Below are 17,446 nucleotides of genomic sequence, written 5' to 3'. Positions count from 1 at the left end.
TCAGCCTTTTCTGAGGCTTGCGGAATCAAGATCAATAACGGAGACAACAACCAATGAGAAGAAGCAGATTCCTGCGCGGCCTGGCCGCCCTTTCGGCGACGGCAAGCCTCTCGCTCGGCTACGCGGCACTGGCCACGGCCCAGAGCAACAGCAGCAACTTTCCGAACCACGCCATCGAGCTGCTGGTGCCCTACCAGCCGGGCGGCGGCACGGACGGCCTGGCGCGCGCGTTCTCCGAAGCGAGCCGCAAGCACACCTCGCAGAGCATCGTGATCGTCAACCGCCCCGGCGCCGGCGGCGCCATCGGCTGGACCGAGGTGATCAACTCCCGGCCCGACGGCTACAAGCTCGCGGTGCTGACGGTGGAGCTGCTCACGCTGCCGCACCTGGGCCTGGCCAAGTTCAACTACGACGACTTCCAGCCGATTGCGCAGCTCAACGCCGACCCGGCCGCGATCACCGTCAAGGCCGACGCACCTTGGAACACCATCGAGGAATTCCTGGCCGCGGCGAAGAAGTCGCCCGAAAGCGTTCGCGTCGGCAACTCGGGCAACGGCTCGATCTGGCACCTGGCCGCGGCGGCGCTCGAAGACAAGACCGGCACCAAGTTCGGCCACATTCCGTTCCAGGGCGCGGCGCCCGCGGTGCTGGCCCTCTTGGGCGGACACATCGAGGCAGTGGCGGTGAGCCCGGCCGAGGTCACTACGCATGTGCAGTCCGGCAAGCTCAAGGTGCTGATGGTCATGGCCGACAAGCGCGTGAAGGGCTTCGACAAGGTGCCCACCGCCAAGGAGCGCGGGATCGACCTGTCGATCGGCACGTGGCGCGGCCTGGGCGCGCCCAAGAACACGCCGCCCGAAGTGATGGCAAAGCTGCGCGAGATCACGGCCAAGACGGCGGCCGAGCCGCTCATGCATGAAGTGATGGACAAGCAGAACCTCGGCTACGTCTACACCGACGGCGCGGTGTTCAAGGAAACGCTGGCCAAGGACAACGCGTACTTCAAGGCGCTGATCGCCAAACTCAATATCAAGCCATGAACCGCACGCCCATCTTTCGCGCGCTTCGCGGCGCGGTTGCACTGCTGTCGCTGGCTGCCGCGGGGCACGCCTCGGCGGGCACCTGGGTCTATGTGTCCAATGCCGACAGCCAGGAGGTTTCGGTGCTCGAGCTGGACCGCTCGCTCGGCGTGCTCAAGCCGGTGCAGGCGCTGAATGTCGGCGGCACCGTGATGCCGATGGCGGTGAGCCCCGACAAGCGCGTGCTGCATGCAGCGCTGCGCTCGCAGCCGTTCCGCGTGGTCAGCATGTCGATCGACCCGGCCACCGGCAAGCTGCAGAAAATCGGCGAAGCGCCCCTGGCCGACAGCATGGCCAACATCGATCTCGATGCAAGCGGCAAATGGCTCTTCGCGGCCTCTTACCAGGGCGGCAAGATCTCGGTCAACGCCATCGGCAAGGACGGCGCCGCGGGCGCAATCCAGCAGCTGGTGCAAACGGGGCCGAACGCGCACGCGATCCACGCGGACGCGAGCAACCGCTTCGTGCTTGCCACCAGCCTGGGCGGCGACAACGTGTCGACCTGGCGCTTCGATGCGGACAAGGGCCTGCTCTCGGCCAACGATCCGCCGTTGACCATGTCCACCGCGAAGTCGGGCCCGCGCCACTTCGTCTGGGACAAGGCACAGCGCCGCGTCTACCTGCTGAACGAACTCGACGCGAGCTTGCACGTGTACGCCTGGGACGCCGCGCGCGGCACGCTCAAGCTCGAGCAGAGCACGACCACGCTGCCGGCCGGATTCACCGGCAAGCCCTGGGCGGCCGATCTGCACCTGACACCCGACGGGCGCTATCTGTATGCATCGGAACGCACGTCGAGCACGCTCTCGGCCTTCAGGGTGGACCCGTCCACCGGACAGCTGAAACCGCTCGGCCAGACACCGACCGAGAAAACGCCGCGCGGCTTTGCCATCGATTCGAGCGGCCGCTACCTGATTGCCGCCGGGCAGGAGTCACACAGCGTTGCGCTGTACGCCATCGACCCGGCCACGGGCGCGCTGGGCAAGCCCTCGCGCATCAGCGTGGGCAAGAACCCGAACTGGATCGAAATCGTCGACACGCCGTGACGACGACCTGCAACATCATCAAAGGAGACCTCGCCATGCAACGCCGCACACTCATCCGCACCGCCCTCGCCTCTTCGATTGCCGTGGGCCTGCCCGCCTTTGCGCAGGGCACCGGCAATTGGCCCACGGGCAAGGCCATCACCTATCTCGTGCCGTTTCCCGCGGGCGGCACCACCGACGTGCTGGCTCGCCTGATCGGGCAGAAGCTGGGCACGGTGCTGGGCACGAGCGTGATCATCGACAACAAGGGCGGCGCCGGCGGCAGCGTGGGCTCCGAAATCGGCGCGCGCGCGGCACCCGACGGCTTCACGATGGTGGGCGGCACGATCAGCTCGCATGCCATCAACATCAGCCTGTATCCGAAGCTCGGCTACGACCCGCAGAAGTCGTTTGCGCCCGTCACGCTCATCGGCACCAACCCGCTGGTGCTGGTGGTGAACCAGGCGAGCCCCTACAAGACGTTGAAGGACGTGCTGGAAGCCAGCAAGACCAAGTCGGGCGGGCTTTCGTCGGCATCGGCCGGCACGGGCACGTCGCAGCACCTGTCGCTCGAGCTGCTGGCGTTCAAGTCCGGCGTCAAGTTCACGCACATTCCGTACAAGGGCAGCGGTCCGGCCATCCAGGACGTGATCGGCGGCCAGGTCGACATGATGTTCGACACCAGCGTGGTGGCGGGCCCGCATGTGCAGAGCGGCAAGCTGCGTGCCATTGCCGTGACCTCGGCCAAGCGCCTGGCTTCGATGCCCGACGTGCCGACGGTTGCGGAATCCGGCATTGCGGGCCTGCAGGATTTCGAGGTGCTGTCGTGGCAGGCGATCTTCGTGCCCGCGGGCACGCCGGCGCCCATCGTCGACCGACTGCACACCGAGATCCGCAAGATTCTTGCAACGCCCGAAATGCAGGAGAAGCTCAAGGGCTTCGGCATGGAGCCCGCGGACCTGAGCACGGCAAAGATCGCGGCCTTCCAGAAATCCGAAGTCGAGAAGTGGGCCCAAGTGATCAAGGCGGCGGGCATCAAGGCGGATTGATTTCGCCCGGGGGGCCGGCGAGCCCCCTGCCCGCTTGCGCGCCCGGTTGCCCGGGTGCGCGATACAAGGGAAGCTTCCTACGTCCGGACGCCGGGGGCCTTTATAGAATGCCCCTCCGATTTGCATTCCAGGCCTGCCCGGCCATTCACACGTGTCCGACCGCTCAGCCGTACTGCACCAATACCTGTTTCCCAAGCAGGCACTGACAAATTTTGCCGGCTGGGTCGCAGGCAAGGAACGCGGCGCCGTCACCACGTGGATCATCCGGCGCTTCGTTGCCAAGTACGGTGTCGACATGGGCGAAGCGCTCGAGTCGGACATCAACCACTACAAGAGCTTCAACCAGTTTTTCACGCGCGCGCTCAAGCCGGGCGTGCGGCCGCTGGCCGATGCCGATCTGGTGTGCCCGGTGGACGGCGCAATCAGCCAGTTCGGCGCCATCGAGGGCGACCAGATCTTCCAGGCCAAGGGCCACAACTACACAACCACCGCGCTGGTCGGCGGCGACTCGACGCTGGCCGCCCGCTTCGCGCACGGCAGCTTTGCCACGCTTTACCTGAGCCCCAGGGACTACCACCGCATTCACATGCCATGCGACGGCCGGCTGCTGCGCATGATCTACGTGCCCGGCGACCTGTTCTCGGTCAACCCCGCCACGGCGCGCGGCGTGCCCGGCCTGTTTGCGCGTAATGAGCGCGTGGTGTGCGTTTTCGAAACCGGGCGCGGCCCCTTCGTGCTGGTGCTGGTGGGTGCCACCATCGTCGGCAGCATGGCCACCGTGTGGCACGGCGTGGTCAATCCGCCGCGCGGCGGCGAGCTGCGCGAATGGAACTACGCCGACCAGGAGATCGTGCTCAAGAAAGGTGACGAGATGGGCCGCTTCTTGCTCGGCTCCACCGTGGTCATGCTGTTCCCGGCGCCTGCGCTGGTGTTCAACCCCGATTGGTCGCCGACCCGTGCCGTTCGCCTGGGTGAAGCCATGGCCGATTTTGTCAATTTGTGAGGCTTTGTCTCAGGGCCCGCATGCAGCATGCACCCGTAGCTATAAAACTAGTAGCATCGTGATCCTTGCGCTATAGTCGCCGACCAACGAGCGGCCATAGCAAGCCAACAAGAACGCGAGGCACCGGCCCTGCCGCCAGGACCGATGGCCCGCCCAGCCCCGAGGAGATGATGTCGATGAGTACCAAGGAAAACGCAGCCATCAGCCAGCTGCTCGCACTGCTCGAAGCACGCTATGCACTGCGCGTGCTCTGGGCGTTGCGCGACGGGCATGCGCAAACCTTCAGGCTGCTGCAGGACAGCGTCGGCGGCATCACTCCCAACACGCTCAATACGCGCATCAAGGAATTGCGCGAGGCCGGTCTCGTCAGCCATGGCGGCGACGGCTACAGCCTCACGGTGAGCGGACAAGACCTGCTCAAGCGGCTGTCCGACCTGCAGGCCTTTGCGGGCAAGTGGCAGCTGGGGCAGGTCAAGAAGGCCGCGGCACCGGCGCCTGCCGCGCCTGCTTCATCGCCGGCTCCTGCCGTGCCTGCGGCACCCGCTGCTTCCGGCTCCGCGGAGTCTTCGGCGCCGGCACCGTCCGCCCCGCCCTCCTCATCATCTACCCCGCCCGCCGACCCTGCCAATTGAGCAGCTCGGCAGGGCCGCCGCGGGGCATCGGTAAACTTCTGGCCTTCGCTGGTCTATCCATTCATCATCCAAATTGACGCAAGGAGCGTTCACATGCCTACCACTCCCTCCGGCCTGCAATACGAAGACACCACCGTGGGCGACGGCGCCGAAGCCAAGGCCGGCCAACACGTGCACGTGCACTACACCGGCTGGCTCTACAACGACGGCGTGCAAGGCGCCAAGTTCGATTCGAGCCGCGACCGAAACGACCCCTTCGCGTTTTCGCTGGGTGCCGGCCAGGTCATCAAGGGCTGGGACGAAGGCGTTGCCGGCATGAAGATCGGCGGCAAGCGCACGCTGATCATTCCCGCATCGCTGGGCTATGGCGCACGCGGCGCCGGCGGCGTGATTCCCCCGAACGCCACGCTGAAGTTCGACGTCGAGCTGCTCGACGCCCATTGATCGCAGCCTGCCCTTGGCACGAAGGCCCGGTTCCGGGCCTTTTTCATGCCTCCGCGGCCACTTAGGCCGCATTTTTTCGCTTGAAATGCCCCTGACCAGCCCCAAGTGGCTGGCTATCGTTTGTTTCCCGGCACACGCCGGTTCTTTGAAAAATGTCTGACCCGCAACAATCCGCACAGAATTCTCAAATGCTGCAAGGCGAGCCAAGCCCCGAAGAACTGGAGGCCGCACAGGCTGCCAACGAAGCCGAGGCGCAAGACGCCCTCGTCGCGGCCCAGGGCGAGCTCGCCGCACTGCAGGCCAAGAATGCCGAACTGGCCGATCAGTACCTGCGCGCGCAGGCCGACGTGCAGAACGCCCGCCGCCGTGCCGACGACGAGATCACCAAGGCGCGCAAGTTTGCGGTCGAAGCCTTTGCGGAGAGCCTGCTCCCCGTGACGGACAGCCTCGAAGCTGGCCTGGCCATCAAGGACGCCACGCCCGAACAGATCCGCGAAGGTGCCGAAGCCACGCTGCGCCAACTGAAGAGCGCGCTCGAGCGCAACAAGGTGATCGAGGTGGCTCCGGCCCCCGGCACCAAGTTCGACCCGCACCAGCACCAGGCCATCTCGGTGGTGCCCGCGCCCGAGCAGGAGCCCAACACCGTGGTGAGCGTGCTGCAGAAGGGCTACACCATCAACGAGCGCGTGCTGCGCCCGGCGCTGGTCACGGTCAGCGCGCCCAAGTAATCCGCTCTACCGATACACACGATTCCCACAGGAAATCCCCGCTTCATACCTTGAATCGCGCCGGGTTATCCACAAGTTCATAACAACATATTTTTCAGGCTTTCAGGAGTAAAGAACATGGCAAAGATCATCGGCATCGACCTCGGCACCACCAACTCGTGCGTGTCGATCATGGAAGGCAACACCACGCGTGTGATCGAGAACTCGGAAGGTGCGCGCACCACACCGTCGATCGTGGCTTACCAGGAAGACGGCGAAGTGCTGGTCGGTGCCTCGGCCAAGCGCCAGGCGGTGACGAACCCCAAGAACACGCTCTACGCAATCAAGCGCCTGATCGGCCGCAAGTTCGAAGAAAAAGAAGTCCAGAAGGACATCGACCTGATGCCCTACACCATTGCCAAGGCCGACAACGGCGACGCATGGGTGGAAGTGCGCGGCAAGAAGATGGCGCCCCAGCAAGTCAGCGCCGACATCCTTCGCAAGATGAAGAAGACCGCCGAAGACTACCTCGGCGAGGCGGTGACGGAAGCCGTGATCACGGTGCCGGCCTACTTCAACGACGCACAGCGCCAGGCCACCAAGGACGCCGGCCGCATCGCGGGCCTGGACGTCAAGCGCATCATCAACGAGCCCACCGCCGCGGCCCTGGCCTTCGGCCTGGACAAGCAGGACAAGGGCGACCGCAAGATTGCCGTGTATGACCTCGGCGGCGGTACCTTCGACGTGTCGATCATCGAAATTGCCGACGTGGACGGCGAAAAGCAGTTCGAAGTGCTGTCGACCAACGGCGACACCTTCCTGGGCGGCGAAGACTTCGACCAGCGCATCATCGACTACATCATTGCCGAGTTCAAGAAAGAGCAAGGCGTCGACCTGAGCAAGGACGTGCTGGCCCTGCAGCGCCTGAAGGAAGCGGCCGAAAAGGCCAAGATCGAGCTGTCGAACAGCGCGCAGACCGACATCAACCTGCCCTACATCACGGCCGACGCCTCGGGCCCGAAACACCTGAACATCAAGCTCACGCGCGCCAAGCTCGAGAGCCTGGTCGACGAGCTGGTCGAGCGCACCATCGCGCCCTGCCGCCTGGCCATCAAGGACGCCGGCATCAGCGTGTCGGACATCAACGACGTGATCCTGGTCGGAGGCATGACCCGCATGCCCAAGGTGCAAGAAAAGGTGAAGGCCTTCTTCGGCAAGGAGCCGCGCAAGGACGTGAACCCCGATGAAGCCGTGGCCGTCGGCGCCGCCATCCAGGGCCAGGTGCTCTCGGGTGACCGCAAGGACGTGCTGCTGCTCGACGTGACCCCGCTGTCGCTGGGCATCGAGACCATGGGCGGCGTGATGACCAAGATGATCACGAAGAACACCACGATCCCGACGAAGTTCGCGCAGACCTTCTCCACGGCCGAAGACAACCAGCCGGCCGTGACCATCAAGGTGTTCCAGGGCGAGCGCGACATTGCCGCGGGCAACAAGCTGCTCGGCGAGTTCAACCTCGAGGGCATTCCGCCGGCAGCGCGCGGCACGCCGCAGATCGAAGTGAGCTTCGACATCGACGCCAACGGCATCCTGCACGTGGGCGCCAAGGACAAGGGCACCGGCAAGGAAAACAAGATCACCATCAAGGCGAACTCGGGCCTCTCTGAAGACGAGATCCAGAAGATGGTGAAGGACGCCGAGCTGAACGCGGCCGACGACAAGAAGAAGCTCGAGATCGTGCAGGCGCGCAACCAGGGCGAGGCCATGGTGCACAGTGTGAAGAAGTCGCTCGGCGAACACGGCGCGAGCCTGGACGCCGGCGAGAAGGAAAAGATCGAAGCCGCGATCAAGGACCTCGAAGAAGCCCTGAAGGGCGAGGACAAGGCCTCGATCGAGGAAAAGACCAACACGCTGATGACCGCAAGCCAGAAGCTCGGCGAAAAGATGTATGCCGAGGCGCAGGCCGCGGCAGGCGCCGCCGGCGGCCCGGGTGCTGCCGCTGGCCCGGAAGCTGCGAGCGCACCGGCCGATGACAACGTGGTCGACGCCGAAGTCAAGGAAGTCAAGAAGGACTGATCCTCAGTCTTTCGAACAAGGCTGGAATACCTGAGCGGGTGTTCCAGCCTTTCTCGCTTCAAGTTACGGCTTCACGCCCGCCCCGACCGAACCAGCCATGGCCACAAAACGCGACTATTACGAAACCCTCGGCGTTCCCAAGAATGCGAGCGAGGAAGAAATCAAGAAGGCTTATCGCAAGCTCGCGATGAAGCACCACCCTGACCGCAACCACGGCGACACCAGCAAGGACGCCGAGGCGAAGTTCAAGGAGGTGAAGGAAGCCTACGAAATGCTGTCGGACAGCCAGAAGCGCGCGGCCTACGACCAGTACGGCCACGCCGGCGTCGACCCCAACATGCGCGGCGGCCCCGGTGCAGAGGGCTTCGGCGGGTTCGCGGAAGCGTTCGGCGACATCTTCGGCGACGTGTTCGGCGGCGGCCGCGGCCGCACCAGCGGCGGGCGCCAGGTGTTCCGCGGCAGCGACCTCAGCTACGCCATGGAGGTCACGCTCGAAGAAGCCGCCGAGGGCAAGGAAGCCCAGATCCGCATTCCGAGCTGGGATGACTGCGGCACCTGCCACGGCTCGGGCGCCAAGCCCGGCACCAAGCCCATCACCTGCACCACCTGCCACGGCGCCGGCGCCGTGCAAATGCGCCAGGGCTTCTTCAGCGTGCAGCAGACCTGCCCCACCTGCCATGGCAGCGGCAAGATCATTCCCGAGCCCTGCACGGTGTGCCACGGCCAGGGCAAGATCAAGAACAACAAGACGCTCGAGGTCAAGATCCCCGCGGGCATCGACGACGGCATGCGCATCCGCAGCACCGGCAACGGCGAGCCGGGCACCAATGGCGGGCCGCCAGGCGACCTGTACATCGAGATCCGCCTCAAGAAGCACGAGCTCTTCGAACGCGACGGCGACGACCTGCACTGCGTGGTGCCCGTCAGCATGACGACGGCCGCGCTGGGCGGTGAGATCAGCGTGCCCACGCTCAAGGGCCCGGCCGCCATCGACATTCCCGACGGCACGCAAAGCGGCAAGCAGTTCCGCCTGCGTGGCAAGGGCATCAAGGGCGTGCGGTCGAGCTACCCGGGCGACCTGTATTGCCACGTGCGCGTCGAAACGCCGGTCAAGCTCACCGAGCACCAGCGCAAGCTGTTGAAGGAGCTTGATGAGTCGCTCAAGAAGGGCGGCGACAAGCACAGCCCCACCGACAAGGGCTGGCTCGACAAGGCCAAGGAATTCTTCAGCTGAAGAAGCTGAAGTAGCAAACACAGGGGGCCATGCGGCCCCTGTCTTCGTTCATGCACGCGAACGGTGCCTGCCGACCTTGTTCGGTGCCGCGCACCATGAAGGCTCCCGCCAGAACCACGCCGACCGGCGATTGGCGCGCGTTCCCACGCGGACATGCGCGACTTGCCCATCAAAAGATGGCGCGCAGATTGCTTTTATATATTTTTGGTTTGAGCAATAAACCCAAACAGCACATGGCGCGTTATTGTGGTGTAACCGTTTTTGGGCCGTGGGGGGCTCAATAGGAGGTGCTTTCCCCGGAAAAGAAGCAATGAGTGCATAGACCGATTGCCATAGGTATTTTCACTGGGCATCGGGATAGCACCGAGTCCGTTTGCCGAACCTTGGAATTTAGCTGGAATTGAGAAATGGTGCGGGTTTTTCTTGGGAACTTTACTCGGCACTGTGGTTCTGATTTAACAAACAATATTCCGGGTGCACTCTTTGCTTTATGCTGTTTGTGCAGATGTGATTAAGGGAGTTTTCCACGGCTTGCAGCCATGGGGCGGGCACACCTTTAAAAAGTTGCGACGCATTGCGGCTGCAGGCTTCGGGTTAATAAAACCCGCAGACTTGATGGAGGCGTGACCATGGATGTGATCAGCAACTTTGCCGCCCGCTACGAGCGCACCCGCGAGGAAGTCCTCTCGCTGCAGGACTACCTGGATATTTGCAAACGCGATCCCACAGCGTATGCCACTGCGTCCGAGCGGATGCTCAAGGCAATCGGCGAACCCGAGCTGGTCGACACGCGCAACGATCCCAGGCTTTCGCGGATCTTCGCGAACAAGGTCATCAAGATCTACCCCGCGTTCAAGGAGTTCTACGGCATGGAGGACGCCATCGAGCAGGTGGTGTCGTACTTCAGGCATGCCGCCCAGGGCCTCGAGGAAAAGAAGCAGATCCTCTACCTGCTGGGCCCCGTCGGCGGCGGCAAGAGCTCGATCGCCGAGCGCCTGAAGCAGCTCATGGAACACGTGCCCTTCTATGCCATCCAGGGTTCGCCGGTCAACGAAACGCCGCTCGGCCTTTTCGACGCGGTGGAAGACGGCGAGATCCTTGAAAAGGAATACGGCATCCCGCGCCGCTACCTGAACCGCATCCTCTCGCCGTGGGCCGTCAAGCGCCTTGAAGAGTACGGCGGCGACATCCGCCAGTTCAAGGTGGTCAAGCGCTACCCTTCCGTGCTGCGCCAGATTGCCGTTGCCAAGACCGAGCCGGGCGACGAGAACAACCAGGACATCTCCTCGCTGGTCGGCAAGATCGACATCCGCAAGCTCGAAACCTACGCCCAGGACGACCCCGACGCCTACGCCTATTCCGGCGGCCTGTGCCTGGCCAACCAGGGCCTGCTCGAATTCGTGGAAATGTTCAAGGCGCCCATCAAGGTGCTGCACCCGCTGCTCACCGCCACGCAGGAAGGCAACTTCAAGGGCACCGAAGGCTTCGGCGCCATTCCGTTCGACGGCATCGTGCTGGCGCACAGCAACGAGAGCGAATGGAAGGCCTTTCGCAACAACAAGAACAACGAGGCTTTTCTCGACCGGATCTACATCGTCAAGATTCCCTACTGCCTGCGCGCGTCGGAAGAAATCAAGATCTACGAGAAGCTGGTGCGCAACTCATCCTTGGCAAAGGCGCCCTGCGCTCCCGGCACGCTGCGCATGATGGCCCAGCTCTCGGTGCTCACGCGGCTGAAGGAGCCCGAGAACTCCAGCATCTTCAGCAAGATGCAGGTGTACGACGGCGAGAACCTGAAGGACACCGATCCCAAGGCCAAGTCGATCCAGGAATACCGCGACTACGCCGGGGTTGATGAAGGCATGAGCGGCGTATCGACCCGCTTTGCGTTCAAGATCATCTCCAAGGTGTTCAACTTCGACAGTTCAGAGGTGGCGGCCAACCCGGTGCACCTGATGTATGTGCTCGAGCAGCAGATCGAACGTGAGCAGTTTCCGCCGGAAACAGAACAGAAGTACATCAGCTACATCAAGGAGCTGCTGGCGCCGCGCTATGCCGAGTTCATCGGCAAGGAAATCCAGACGGCCTACCTGGAGAGCTACAGCGAATACGGCCAGAACATCTTCGACCGCTACGTCACCTATGCCGACTACTGGATCCAGGACCAGGAGTTCCGCGACGTGGACACCGGCGAGGTGTTCGACCGGGCCGCGCTCAACGCCGAACTCGAGAAGATCGAGCGGCCCGCGGGCATCGGCAATCCGAAGGACTTCCGCAACGAGATCGTCAACTTCGTGCTGCGTGCGCGGGCCGGCAACGCCGGGCGCAACCCCGCATGGACGAGTTACGAAAAGCTGCGCGCCGTCATCGAGAAGAAGATGTTCTCCAACACCGAGGAACTCCTGCCGGTGATCAGCTTCAACACGAAGAGCAGTGCCGACGAACAGAAGAAGCACGAAGACTTCGTGACCCGCATGGTCGAAAAGGGCTATACGGCCAAGCAGGTTCGCCTGCTCTGCGAGTGGTACCTGCGGGTACGCAAGAGTTCATAGCGGTAGTCCATAGCGGCGAGGCCGGGGCCTCGCCCCCTTTTTGCAAGGAGCTTTGACATCATCGTGGCCATCCTGCAGCAGATCATCGACCGCCGGCTCTCGGGCAAGAACAAATCCATCGGCAACCGGGAGCGCTTCCTCCGGCGCTATAAAGGCCAGATCCAGGAAGCCGTGCGGCGCGCGGTCAGCGGGCGCAACATCCGCGAACTGGAGCAAGGCGAAGATGTCACCCTGCCGCGCCACGATGTGTCCGAACCGGTGTTCGGCCATGCGCGCGGCGGCGACCGCGAGTACGTGCACCCGGGCAACCAGGAATACCTGAAGGGCGACCGCATTGCGCGGCCCGAAGGGCAAGCCGGCGGCGGTTCGGGAAGCGGCGAGGCCGGGGACGGCGGCGAAGGCGAGGACGACTTCGTGTTCCGCCTCACGCGCGAAGAGTTCATGCGCGTGTTCTTCGACGACCTGGCGTTGCCGCACCTCATTCGCACGCAGATTGCCGAAGTACCCGAATGGAAGAGCCACCGCGCCGGCTTCACGAACGATGGCACACCCAACAACCTGCACGTGGTGCGCTCGATGCGCGGCGCCCTCGCGCGGCGCATTGCGCTCGGCGGCGAGCCGCGCAAGGAACTGCGGCGCCTGGAGGCGCACCTGCTGCACCTGAAGCAGCATCCGCAGGCGGAGCAGCCTTTCATCCAGAAAGAAATCCGCGAGACTGAAGAGCACATTGAAGAGCTGCGCAGAACCGCGCGGCATGTGCCCTACATCGACCCGATCGACCTGCGCTACCGCAACCGCGTGAAGACTCCTGTGCCCAGCGCCAAGGCGGTGATGTTCTGCCTGATGGACGTTTCGGGCTCCATGGACGAAGCGCGCAAGGACATGGCCAAGCGCTTCTTCATGCTGCTCTATCTGTTTCTCACGCGGCACTATGAACGCATCGACCTCGTGTTCCTGCGCCACCACACGCAGGCGCAGGAGGTGAACGAAGAAGAATTCTTCCATGCCACCGAAACCGGCGGCACCGTGGTGTCGAGCGCGCTGGTATTGATGGACGAGATCATCAAGGCCCGCTACCCGAGCGGCGAATGGAACGTGTACGGCGCGCAGGCAAGCGACGGCGACAACTGGCACCAGGACAGCGGGCGCTGCCGCGAGCTGCTGGTCGAAAACATCCTTCCGGTGGTGCGCTACTACGCCTACGTGCAGGTGGCCGAAACCGAGCAGAACCTGTGGCAGGAATACGCGCAGCTGGAGGGGCTGCAGCCCAACTTTGCGATGCGCAAGGTATCGGATGCAAGCGACATCTACCCCGTGTTCCGTGACCTCTTCAAGAAGGAAGGGGTGCCCGCATGACTTCCGACCACCCTTCCCTCGAGCGCACGAACTCCACCGGCCGCCTGGAGCGCCTGCCCAGTCCGTCGGACTGGACCTTCGACCTCATCGAGACCTATCACACGGAGATAGCGAAGACGGCCAAGGGCTTCGGGCTGGACGTGTACCCCAACCAGCTCGAAGTGATCACCGCCGAGCAGATGATGGATGCCTACGCCAGCGTCGGCATGCCCATGATTTACCGCCACTGGTCTTACGGCAAACAGTTCATCGCCACCGAGAAGAACTACCGCCGCGGCCACATGGGGCTGGCCTACGAGATCGTCATCAACTCCGACCCCTGCATTGCCTACCTGATGGAAGAAAACACCATGGCCATGCAGGCCCTGGTGATTGCGCATGCGGCCTACGGCCACAACAGCTTCTTCAAGGGCAACTACCTGTTCCGGATGTGGACCGACGCGTCGTCGATCATCGACTACCTCGTGTACGCACGGCACTACATCGCCGAATGCGAAGAGCGCCATGGCCTCGATGCGGTGGAGCAGCTGCTCGACTCCTGCCACGCGCTGATGAACTACGGCGTCGATCGCTATCGCCGACCGCAGAAGCGGTCGCTGGCGCAAGAGGGCACGCAGCGCGCAGAACGCGAGCGCTACATGCAGCAGCAGGTGAACGACCTGTGGCGCACCCTGCCGCGCAAGAGCGAACACGCCACCGAATCCGACTCGTCCCGCCGCTTTCCTTCGGAGCCGCAGGAGAACCTGCTCTACTTCATAGAGAAGAACGCCGCGCTGCTAGAGCCTTGGCAGCGCGAGGTGGTGCGCATCGTGCGCAAGATCGCGCAGTATTTCTATCCGCAGCGCCAGACGCAGGTCATGAACGAAGGCTGGGCGACCTTCTGGCACTACACCCTGCTCAACACCATGTACGACCGCGGCCAGCTCGCCGACGGCTTCATGATGGAGTGGCTCAGTTCGCACACGGGCGTGATCTTTCAGCCGCCGGTGGGGCACCGCGCCTACAGCGGCATCAACCCCTACGCGTTGGGTTTTGCCATGTTCACCGAACTGCGGCGCATCTGCGAAAAGCCCAACGAGGAAGACAAGCGCTGGTTCCCCGACTTTGCGGGTACCGACTGGGTCAAGACGCTCGACTATGCAATGCGCAACTTCAAGGACGAGAGCTTCATCGGCCAGTTCCTTAGCCCGAAGACGATGCGTGATTTCAGGCTGTTCGCGATCCGCGATCACCAGAGCGAGCCCGAGCTCGAGGTGTCCGCCATTCACGACGACAGCGGCTATCACGCGTTGCGCGAATCGCTGTCACGCCAGTACGACATCAGCAGCAGGGAGCCTGACATCCAAGTATGGAACGTCAACATGCGCGGCGACCGCGCCCTGACGCTGCGCCACACGCAGCGCAACAACCTGCCGCTGCACGACGATGCCGAAGAAGTGCTGAAGCACGTCGCCCGGCTGTGGGGCTTCGACGTTCACCTGGAAAGCGTGGACTCCCAGGGCCACATCAGCCGCAGCTGGAAGGCCGCGGCTCCAAGGCAGACCGACTGATCGGAACTGCCCGAGCGGCTCAGGGCACCAGGGCCGCGATGGCCAGTGCGTAGCCCTTTACGCCCAGGCCGACGATGATGCCGCGCGCCGCCGGCGAAATGTACGAGCGGTGGCGAAACTCCTCGCGCGCATGCACATTCGAGATGTGCAGTTCGATCAGCGGCACGCTCGCACCCTTGATGGCGTCGTGCAGCGCAATCGATGTGTGCGTGTAGGCACCCGGGTTCATTACCACGCCCAGCATGTTGCCCGCGGCCACTTCGCGGCCGGCCTCATGGATCCAGTCGATCAGCACGCCCTCGTGGTTGGACTGGCGGCACTCGATTTCCACGCCGTGCGCGGCGCCCGTGTCCTTGCACAGGCATTCGACGTCGGCCAGCGTGTCGCGTCCGTATTGCTCGGGCTCGCGCGTGCCAAGCAGGTTGAGGTTGGGGCCGTTGAGGACGAGTATTTTCTTCATGATGAGTGGCGTCTGGCGATGCCTCCATTATGAGTGTGCGCCCCGCCTGGGACTTGCGCTAAGGTAGCGCGCATCATGATGAGCGCAGACAGCATTTCAGCCTGGCATCCGATGGCCCGTTCGGCCGATGTGCGCCCCGGCGCCAACATCGTCGCGGGCTTTGCGCTCGGGCAGGAGCTGGCGCTCTGGCGTTCGGCCGACGGTGCACCGCAGGCGTGGGAGAACCGCTGCCCCCACCGCAGCGTGCGCTTCACGCTTGGCCAGGTGGTGGAAAACCGCCTCTCCTGCGCGTACCACGGCTGGCAATACGCCGCCGGAAGCGGCCAGTGCACGCGCATCCCCGCGCATCCCGATATGCCGCCGCCAAGCAACCTGTGCGCGAAGGTGTTCAGAGCCGTGGATGCAGCGGGCATGCTATGGGTGAACCTCGCTGGCGAGGCGGCGCAAGCCCCGCCGCAAGACGACGTCGTGCCCGTCGGCTGGTCGTTCTGCCGCACGCTCGCTGTGCACGCCGATGCGCCGAGCGTGCGCGACGCACTCGCCCGGCGCGGCTTTGCGAGCGACACCGCAACGGCGGCGTGGCACGGGCCGCTCGGCCAGTACGGCACAGTGGCCCTGGTGCTCGATGCGCAGCCGCGGCTGGCCTTCATTCACCTCTGGACAGATGCCGCGCCCGGCACCGCCGCAATGAAGACACTGCACATCGCCGCACGCAGCCTGCGCAGCGAGATCGAAGAAGAAGAAAGTCGACGACCGCAATCGGCAGCCTGAAGAGAACCATGCCCTTCATCACAGACGATCCCAACATGCTCGACGACTGGCTGGTCGTCGGCCCTTCGACGACGCTCGCCGGCAGCTCCGATGCGCAGCCCCGCACGACTCGCCTGCTCGGCGAAACGCTGCACGTGTGGAGCGACGCAGCTGGTGCACCGCAGTGCCGGCTCGGCACGCAAACGCTGGCCATCCAGTCGCGCTACGGCTACCTCTGGGTCTGCCCAAGCGGCAAGCCGACGCGGCCCCTGTTCGACGTTCCCGAATATGGCGGACCCGGGCGCCGCATGGTCGACTGCGGCAGCATCGGCGTGGCCGTATCGGGGCTGCGCGTGATCGAGAACTTTCTGGACATGGCGCACTTTCCCTTCGTGCACGCCGGCTTCCTGGGCAAGGTGCCGCACACCGAGGTGGCAAAGTACCAGGTGCAAGTCGACCCGGCCACCCAGGAAATCTGGGCCACCGATTGCCGCTTCTGGCAACCCCGCGCCTCGGCCGCCCACGACAGCGGCGCCGAGGTGACCTACAAATACCGCGTCATGCAACCGCTCACGGCCATGCTCTACAAGTCGAGCCACCGCGCCGGTGAGCTCGATGCCATCGCGCTGTTCTTGCAGCCGCTCGATGACGAGCACGTGATCGCCCACACGCTGCTCGCCTGCTACGATGACACCTCGACAGACGCCGAACTCATCGCTTTCCAGCAGACGATCTTCGGGCAGGACAAGCCGATTCTCGAGAACCACGCCTTCAAGCGCATGCCGCTCGAAGGCCGCGCCGAAACGCCGACGCGCGGCGACACGACCTCCGTCACCTACCGGCGCTGGCTGCGCGAGCGCGGCATGCGCTTTGGCGTAAGGGAAGCCGCATGATCCGGCTCTACGACTACGCCCTTTCGGGCAACTGCTTCAAGGTGCGGCAGATGCTCGCCTGGCTCGGCGTGGACTACCAGAGCGTGCCGGTCGACTTTCATCCAGGCCGCGAGCACAAGTCGGCTGCGTTTCTGGCGCAGGTCAATCCGCTGGGGCAGATTCCGGTGATCGACGACAACGGTTTTGTGCTGCGCGACGCGCAAGCCATCCTCGTCTATCTCGCCAGCAAGTACGACGCACGGCGCCGCTGGTACCCGGACGACCCGCAGTTGCGCGGCCAGATCGCGATGTGGTTCGCCACCGCCGATGAAATCACCCGCACCGCATCGGCGGCCCGGCTGCACGACGCGTTCGGCTACGAAAATCTCGACATCGAAGCCTGCCGGCGCGGCGCGCATGCGGCCTTTCGTTTACTGGACGACCACCTGGCCGAGCGTGCCTGCGACGGCCTGCAATGGCTGGTCGGGCAACAGGCCACCGTGGCCGACCTGGCCTGCTTTCCTTATGTGGCGCTGGCCGGCGAAGGCGGCATTCCCCTGGACGAATACCCCGCGCTGCGAAGCTGGGTGTGGGACTTTCGCCATCTGCCCGGCTTCATCGGAATGTCGGGTATCTTTGCTGCCGGCCCGGCCTGAG

Annotated in this window: 16 protein-coding genes; 15 read left to right on the top strand and 1 reads right to left on the bottom strand. The window is 64.0% G+C overall.

The genetic code is table 11. From position 1 onward, the window contains the following. Nucleotides 1-53 precede the first annotated feature (53 nt). The 12 genes from V9K97_RS17110 to V9K97_RS17055 all read left to right on the top strand — a co-directional run bounded on the left by V9K97_RS17110 (nt 54) and on the right by V9K97_RS17055 (nt 14,707). On the top strand, nt 54-1,040 hold the full coding sequence (locus V9K97_RS17110; protein WP_258505172.1) for a Bug family tripartite tricarboxylate transporter substrate binding protein: 987 nt from the start codon (nt 54-56) through the stop codon (nt 1,038-1,040). Continuing rightward, nucleotides 1,037-2,125: a lactonase family protein gene (locus V9K97_RS17105; RefSeq protein WP_337319494.1), complete on the top strand. Its 1,089-nt coding sequence runs from the start codon at nt 1,037-1,039 to the stop codon at nt 2,123-2,125. Before V9K97_RS17110 ends, V9K97_RS17105 begins: the two co-directional genes overlap by 4 nt. A gap of 35 nt (nt 2,126-2,160) precedes the next feature. Further along, a complete protein-coding gene (locus V9K97_RS17100) occupies nt 2,161-3,153 on the top strand; it encodes a Bug family tripartite tricarboxylate transporter substrate binding protein (RefSeq protein WP_258505168.1) in 993 nt (330 codons plus the stop codon). A gap of 151 nt (nt 3,154-3,304) precedes the next feature. After that, nucleotides 3,305-4,156 carry an archaetidylserine decarboxylase gene (gene asd / locus V9K97_RS17095; protein ID WP_258505166.1) on the top strand — a complete coding sequence of 284 codons (852 nt, stop codon included), beginning with the start codon at nt 3,305-3,307 and terminating at the stop codon, nt 4,154-4,156. A gap of 176 nt (nt 4,157-4,332) precedes the next feature. Beyond that, nucleotides 4,333-4,788, top strand: coding sequence for a winged helix-turn-helix transcriptional regulator (locus tag V9K97_RS17090; RefSeq protein WP_337295292.1), 456 nt, complete (start codon nt 4,333-4,335; stop codon nt 4,786-4,788). Nucleotides 4,789-4,881: 93 nt separating this feature from the next. Next, the gene (locus V9K97_RS17085) at nt 4,882-5,232 is read left to right on the top strand and encodes an FKBP-type peptidyl-prolyl cis-trans isomerase (RefSeq protein WP_012746856.1); all 351 of its coding nucleotides are present in this window, start codon (nt 4,882-4,884) and stop codon (nt 5,230-5,232) included. 152 nt (nt 5,233-5,384) lie between these two features. Next, entirely contained in the window at nt 5,385-5,960 is a 576-nt protein-coding gene (grpE, locus tag V9K97_RS17080) for a nucleotide exchange factor GrpE (RefSeq protein ID WP_258505164.1), read from the top strand. 117 nt (nt 5,961-6,077) lie between these two features. Then, on the top strand, nt 6,078-8,015 hold the full coding sequence (gene dnaK / locus V9K97_RS17075; protein WP_281149941.1) for a molecular chaperone DnaK: 1,938 nt from the start codon (nt 6,078-6,080) through the stop codon (nt 8,013-8,015). A gap of 97 nt (nt 8,016-8,112) precedes the next feature. Then, on the top strand, nt 8,113-9,249 hold the full coding sequence (dnaJ, locus tag V9K97_RS17070; protein WP_258505162.1) for a molecular chaperone DnaJ: 1,137 nt from the start codon (nt 8,113-8,115) through the stop codon (nt 9,247-9,249). Nucleotides 9,250-9,878: 629 nt separating this feature from the next. Next, nucleotides 9,879-11,801 (top strand): PrkA family serine protein kinase, encoded by a 1,923-nt coding sequence (locus V9K97_RS17065; RefSeq protein ID WP_337319491.1) that lies wholly within the window; start codon nt 9,879-9,881, stop codon nt 11,799-11,801. A gap of 63 nt (nt 11,802-11,864) precedes the next feature. Continuing rightward, the gene (locus V9K97_RS17060) at nt 11,865-13,157 is read left to right on the top strand and encodes a YeaH/YhbH family protein (protein ID WP_258505161.1); all 1,293 of its coding nucleotides are present in this window, start codon (nt 11,865-11,867) and stop codon (nt 13,155-13,157) included. Next, nucleotides 13,154-14,707, top strand: a complete 1,554-nt coding sequence (locus tag V9K97_RS17055) for a SpoVR family protein (RefSeq protein ID WP_337295295.1) — start codon at nt 13,154-13,156, stop codon at nt 14,705-14,707. The genes V9K97_RS17060 and V9K97_RS17055 overlap by 4 nt, the downstream gene beginning before the upstream one ends. A 19-nt stretch (nt 14,708-14,726) precedes the next feature. Here V9K97_RS17055 and aroQ read toward each other — a convergent pair whose 3' ends face one another. Next, nucleotides 14,727-15,167 carry a type II 3-dehydroquinate dehydratase gene (gene aroQ, locus V9K97_RS17050; protein ID WP_337319489.1) on the bottom strand — a complete coding sequence of 147 codons (441 nt, stop codon included), beginning with the start codon at nt 15,165-15,167 and terminating at the stop codon, nt 14,727-14,729. A 75-nt stretch (nt 15,168-15,242) separates the two neighbouring features. On the opposite strand from aroQ, the gene V9K97_RS17045 reads away from it, so the two are divergent. The 3 genes from V9K97_RS17045 to V9K97_RS17035 are packed head-to-tail and all read left to right on the top strand — an operon-like array spanning nt 15,243 to nt 17,445. Then, complete coding sequence (locus tag V9K97_RS17045) at nt 15,243-15,938, top strand: Rieske (2Fe-2S) protein (protein ID WP_337319488.1); 696 nt, start codon at nt 15,243-15,245, stop codon at nt 15,936-15,938. Nucleotides 15,939-15,946: 8 nt separating this feature from the next. Next, entirely contained in the window at nt 15,947-16,810 is an 864-nt protein-coding gene (locus V9K97_RS17040; RefSeq protein WP_337319486.1) for an aromatic ring-hydroxylating dioxygenase subunit alpha, read from the top strand. After that, on the top strand, nt 16,807-17,445 hold the full coding sequence (locus tag V9K97_RS17035; protein ID WP_337319484.1) for a glutathione S-transferase family protein: 639 nt from the start codon (nt 16,807-16,809) through the stop codon (nt 17,443-17,445). Before V9K97_RS17040 ends, V9K97_RS17035 begins: the two co-directional genes overlap by 4 nt. Nucleotide 17,446: the final 1 nt, after the last annotated feature.

The sequence above is a fragment of the Variovorax sp. CCNWLW186 genome, from assembly GCF_037203865.1.
Classification (GTDB): domain Bacteria; phylum Pseudomonadota; class Gammaproteobacteria; order Burkholderiales; family Burkholderiaceae_C; genus Variovorax.
Note: the sequence above shows the minus strand (reverse complement) of the source record. Positions and strands in the feature narration are given on the sequence as shown.

What these genes read in the sequence shown, in the direction of transcription:
- V9K97_RS17110 (WP_258505172.1), top strand. Translation starts at nt 54, where the DNA reads ATGAGAAGAAGCAGATTCCTGCGCGGCCTGGCCGCCCTTTCGGCGACG.
- V9K97_RS17105 (WP_337319494.1), top strand. Translation starts at nt 1,037, where the DNA reads ATGAACCGCACGCCCATCTTTCGCGCGCTTCGCGGCGCGGTTGCACTG.
- V9K97_RS17100 (WP_258505168.1), top strand. Translation starts at nt 2,161, where the DNA reads ATGCAACGCCGCACACTCATCCGCACCGCCCTCGCCTCTTCGATTGCC.
- V9K97_RS17090 (WP_337295292.1), top strand. Translation starts at nt 4,333, where the DNA reads ATGAGTACCAAGGAAAACGCAGCCATCAGCCAGCTGCTCGCACTGCTC.
- V9K97_RS17085 (WP_012746856.1), top strand. Translation starts at nt 4,882, where the DNA reads ATGCCTACCACTCCCTCCGGCCTGCAATACGAAGACACCACCGTGGGC.
- grpE (WP_258505164.1), top strand. Translation starts at nt 5,385, where the DNA reads ATGTCTGACCCGCAACAATCCGCACAGAATTCTCAAATGCTGCAAGGC.
- dnaK (WP_281149941.1), top strand. Translation starts at nt 6,078, where the DNA reads ATGGCAAAGATCATCGGCATCGACCTCGGCACCACCAACTCGTGCGTG.
- dnaJ (WP_258505162.1), top strand. Translation starts at nt 8,113, where the DNA reads ATGGCCACAAAACGCGACTATTACGAAACCCTCGGCGTTCCCAAGAAT.
- V9K97_RS17065 (WP_337319491.1), top strand. Translation starts at nt 9,879, where the DNA reads ATGGATGTGATCAGCAACTTTGCCGCCCGCTACGAGCGCACCCGCGAG.
- V9K97_RS17055 (WP_337295295.1), top strand. Translation starts at nt 13,154, where the DNA reads ATGACTTCCGACCACCCTTCCCTCGAGCGCACGAACTCCACCGGCCGC.
- aroQ (WP_337319489.1), bottom strand. Translation starts at nt 15,167, where the DNA reads ATGAAGAAAATACTCGTCCTCAACGGCCCCAACCTCAACCTGCTTGGC.
- V9K97_RS17045 (WP_337319488.1), top strand. Translation starts at nt 15,243, where the DNA reads ATGATGAGCGCAGACAGCATTTCAGCCTGGCATCCGATGGCCCGTTCG.
- V9K97_RS17040 (WP_337319486.1), top strand. Translation starts at nt 15,947, where the DNA reads ATGCCCTTCATCACAGACGATCCCAACATGCTCGACGACTGGCTGGTC.
- V9K97_RS17035 (WP_337319484.1), top strand. Translation starts at nt 16,807, where the DNA reads ATGATCCGGCTCTACGACTACGCCCTTTCGGGCAACTGCTTCAAGGTG.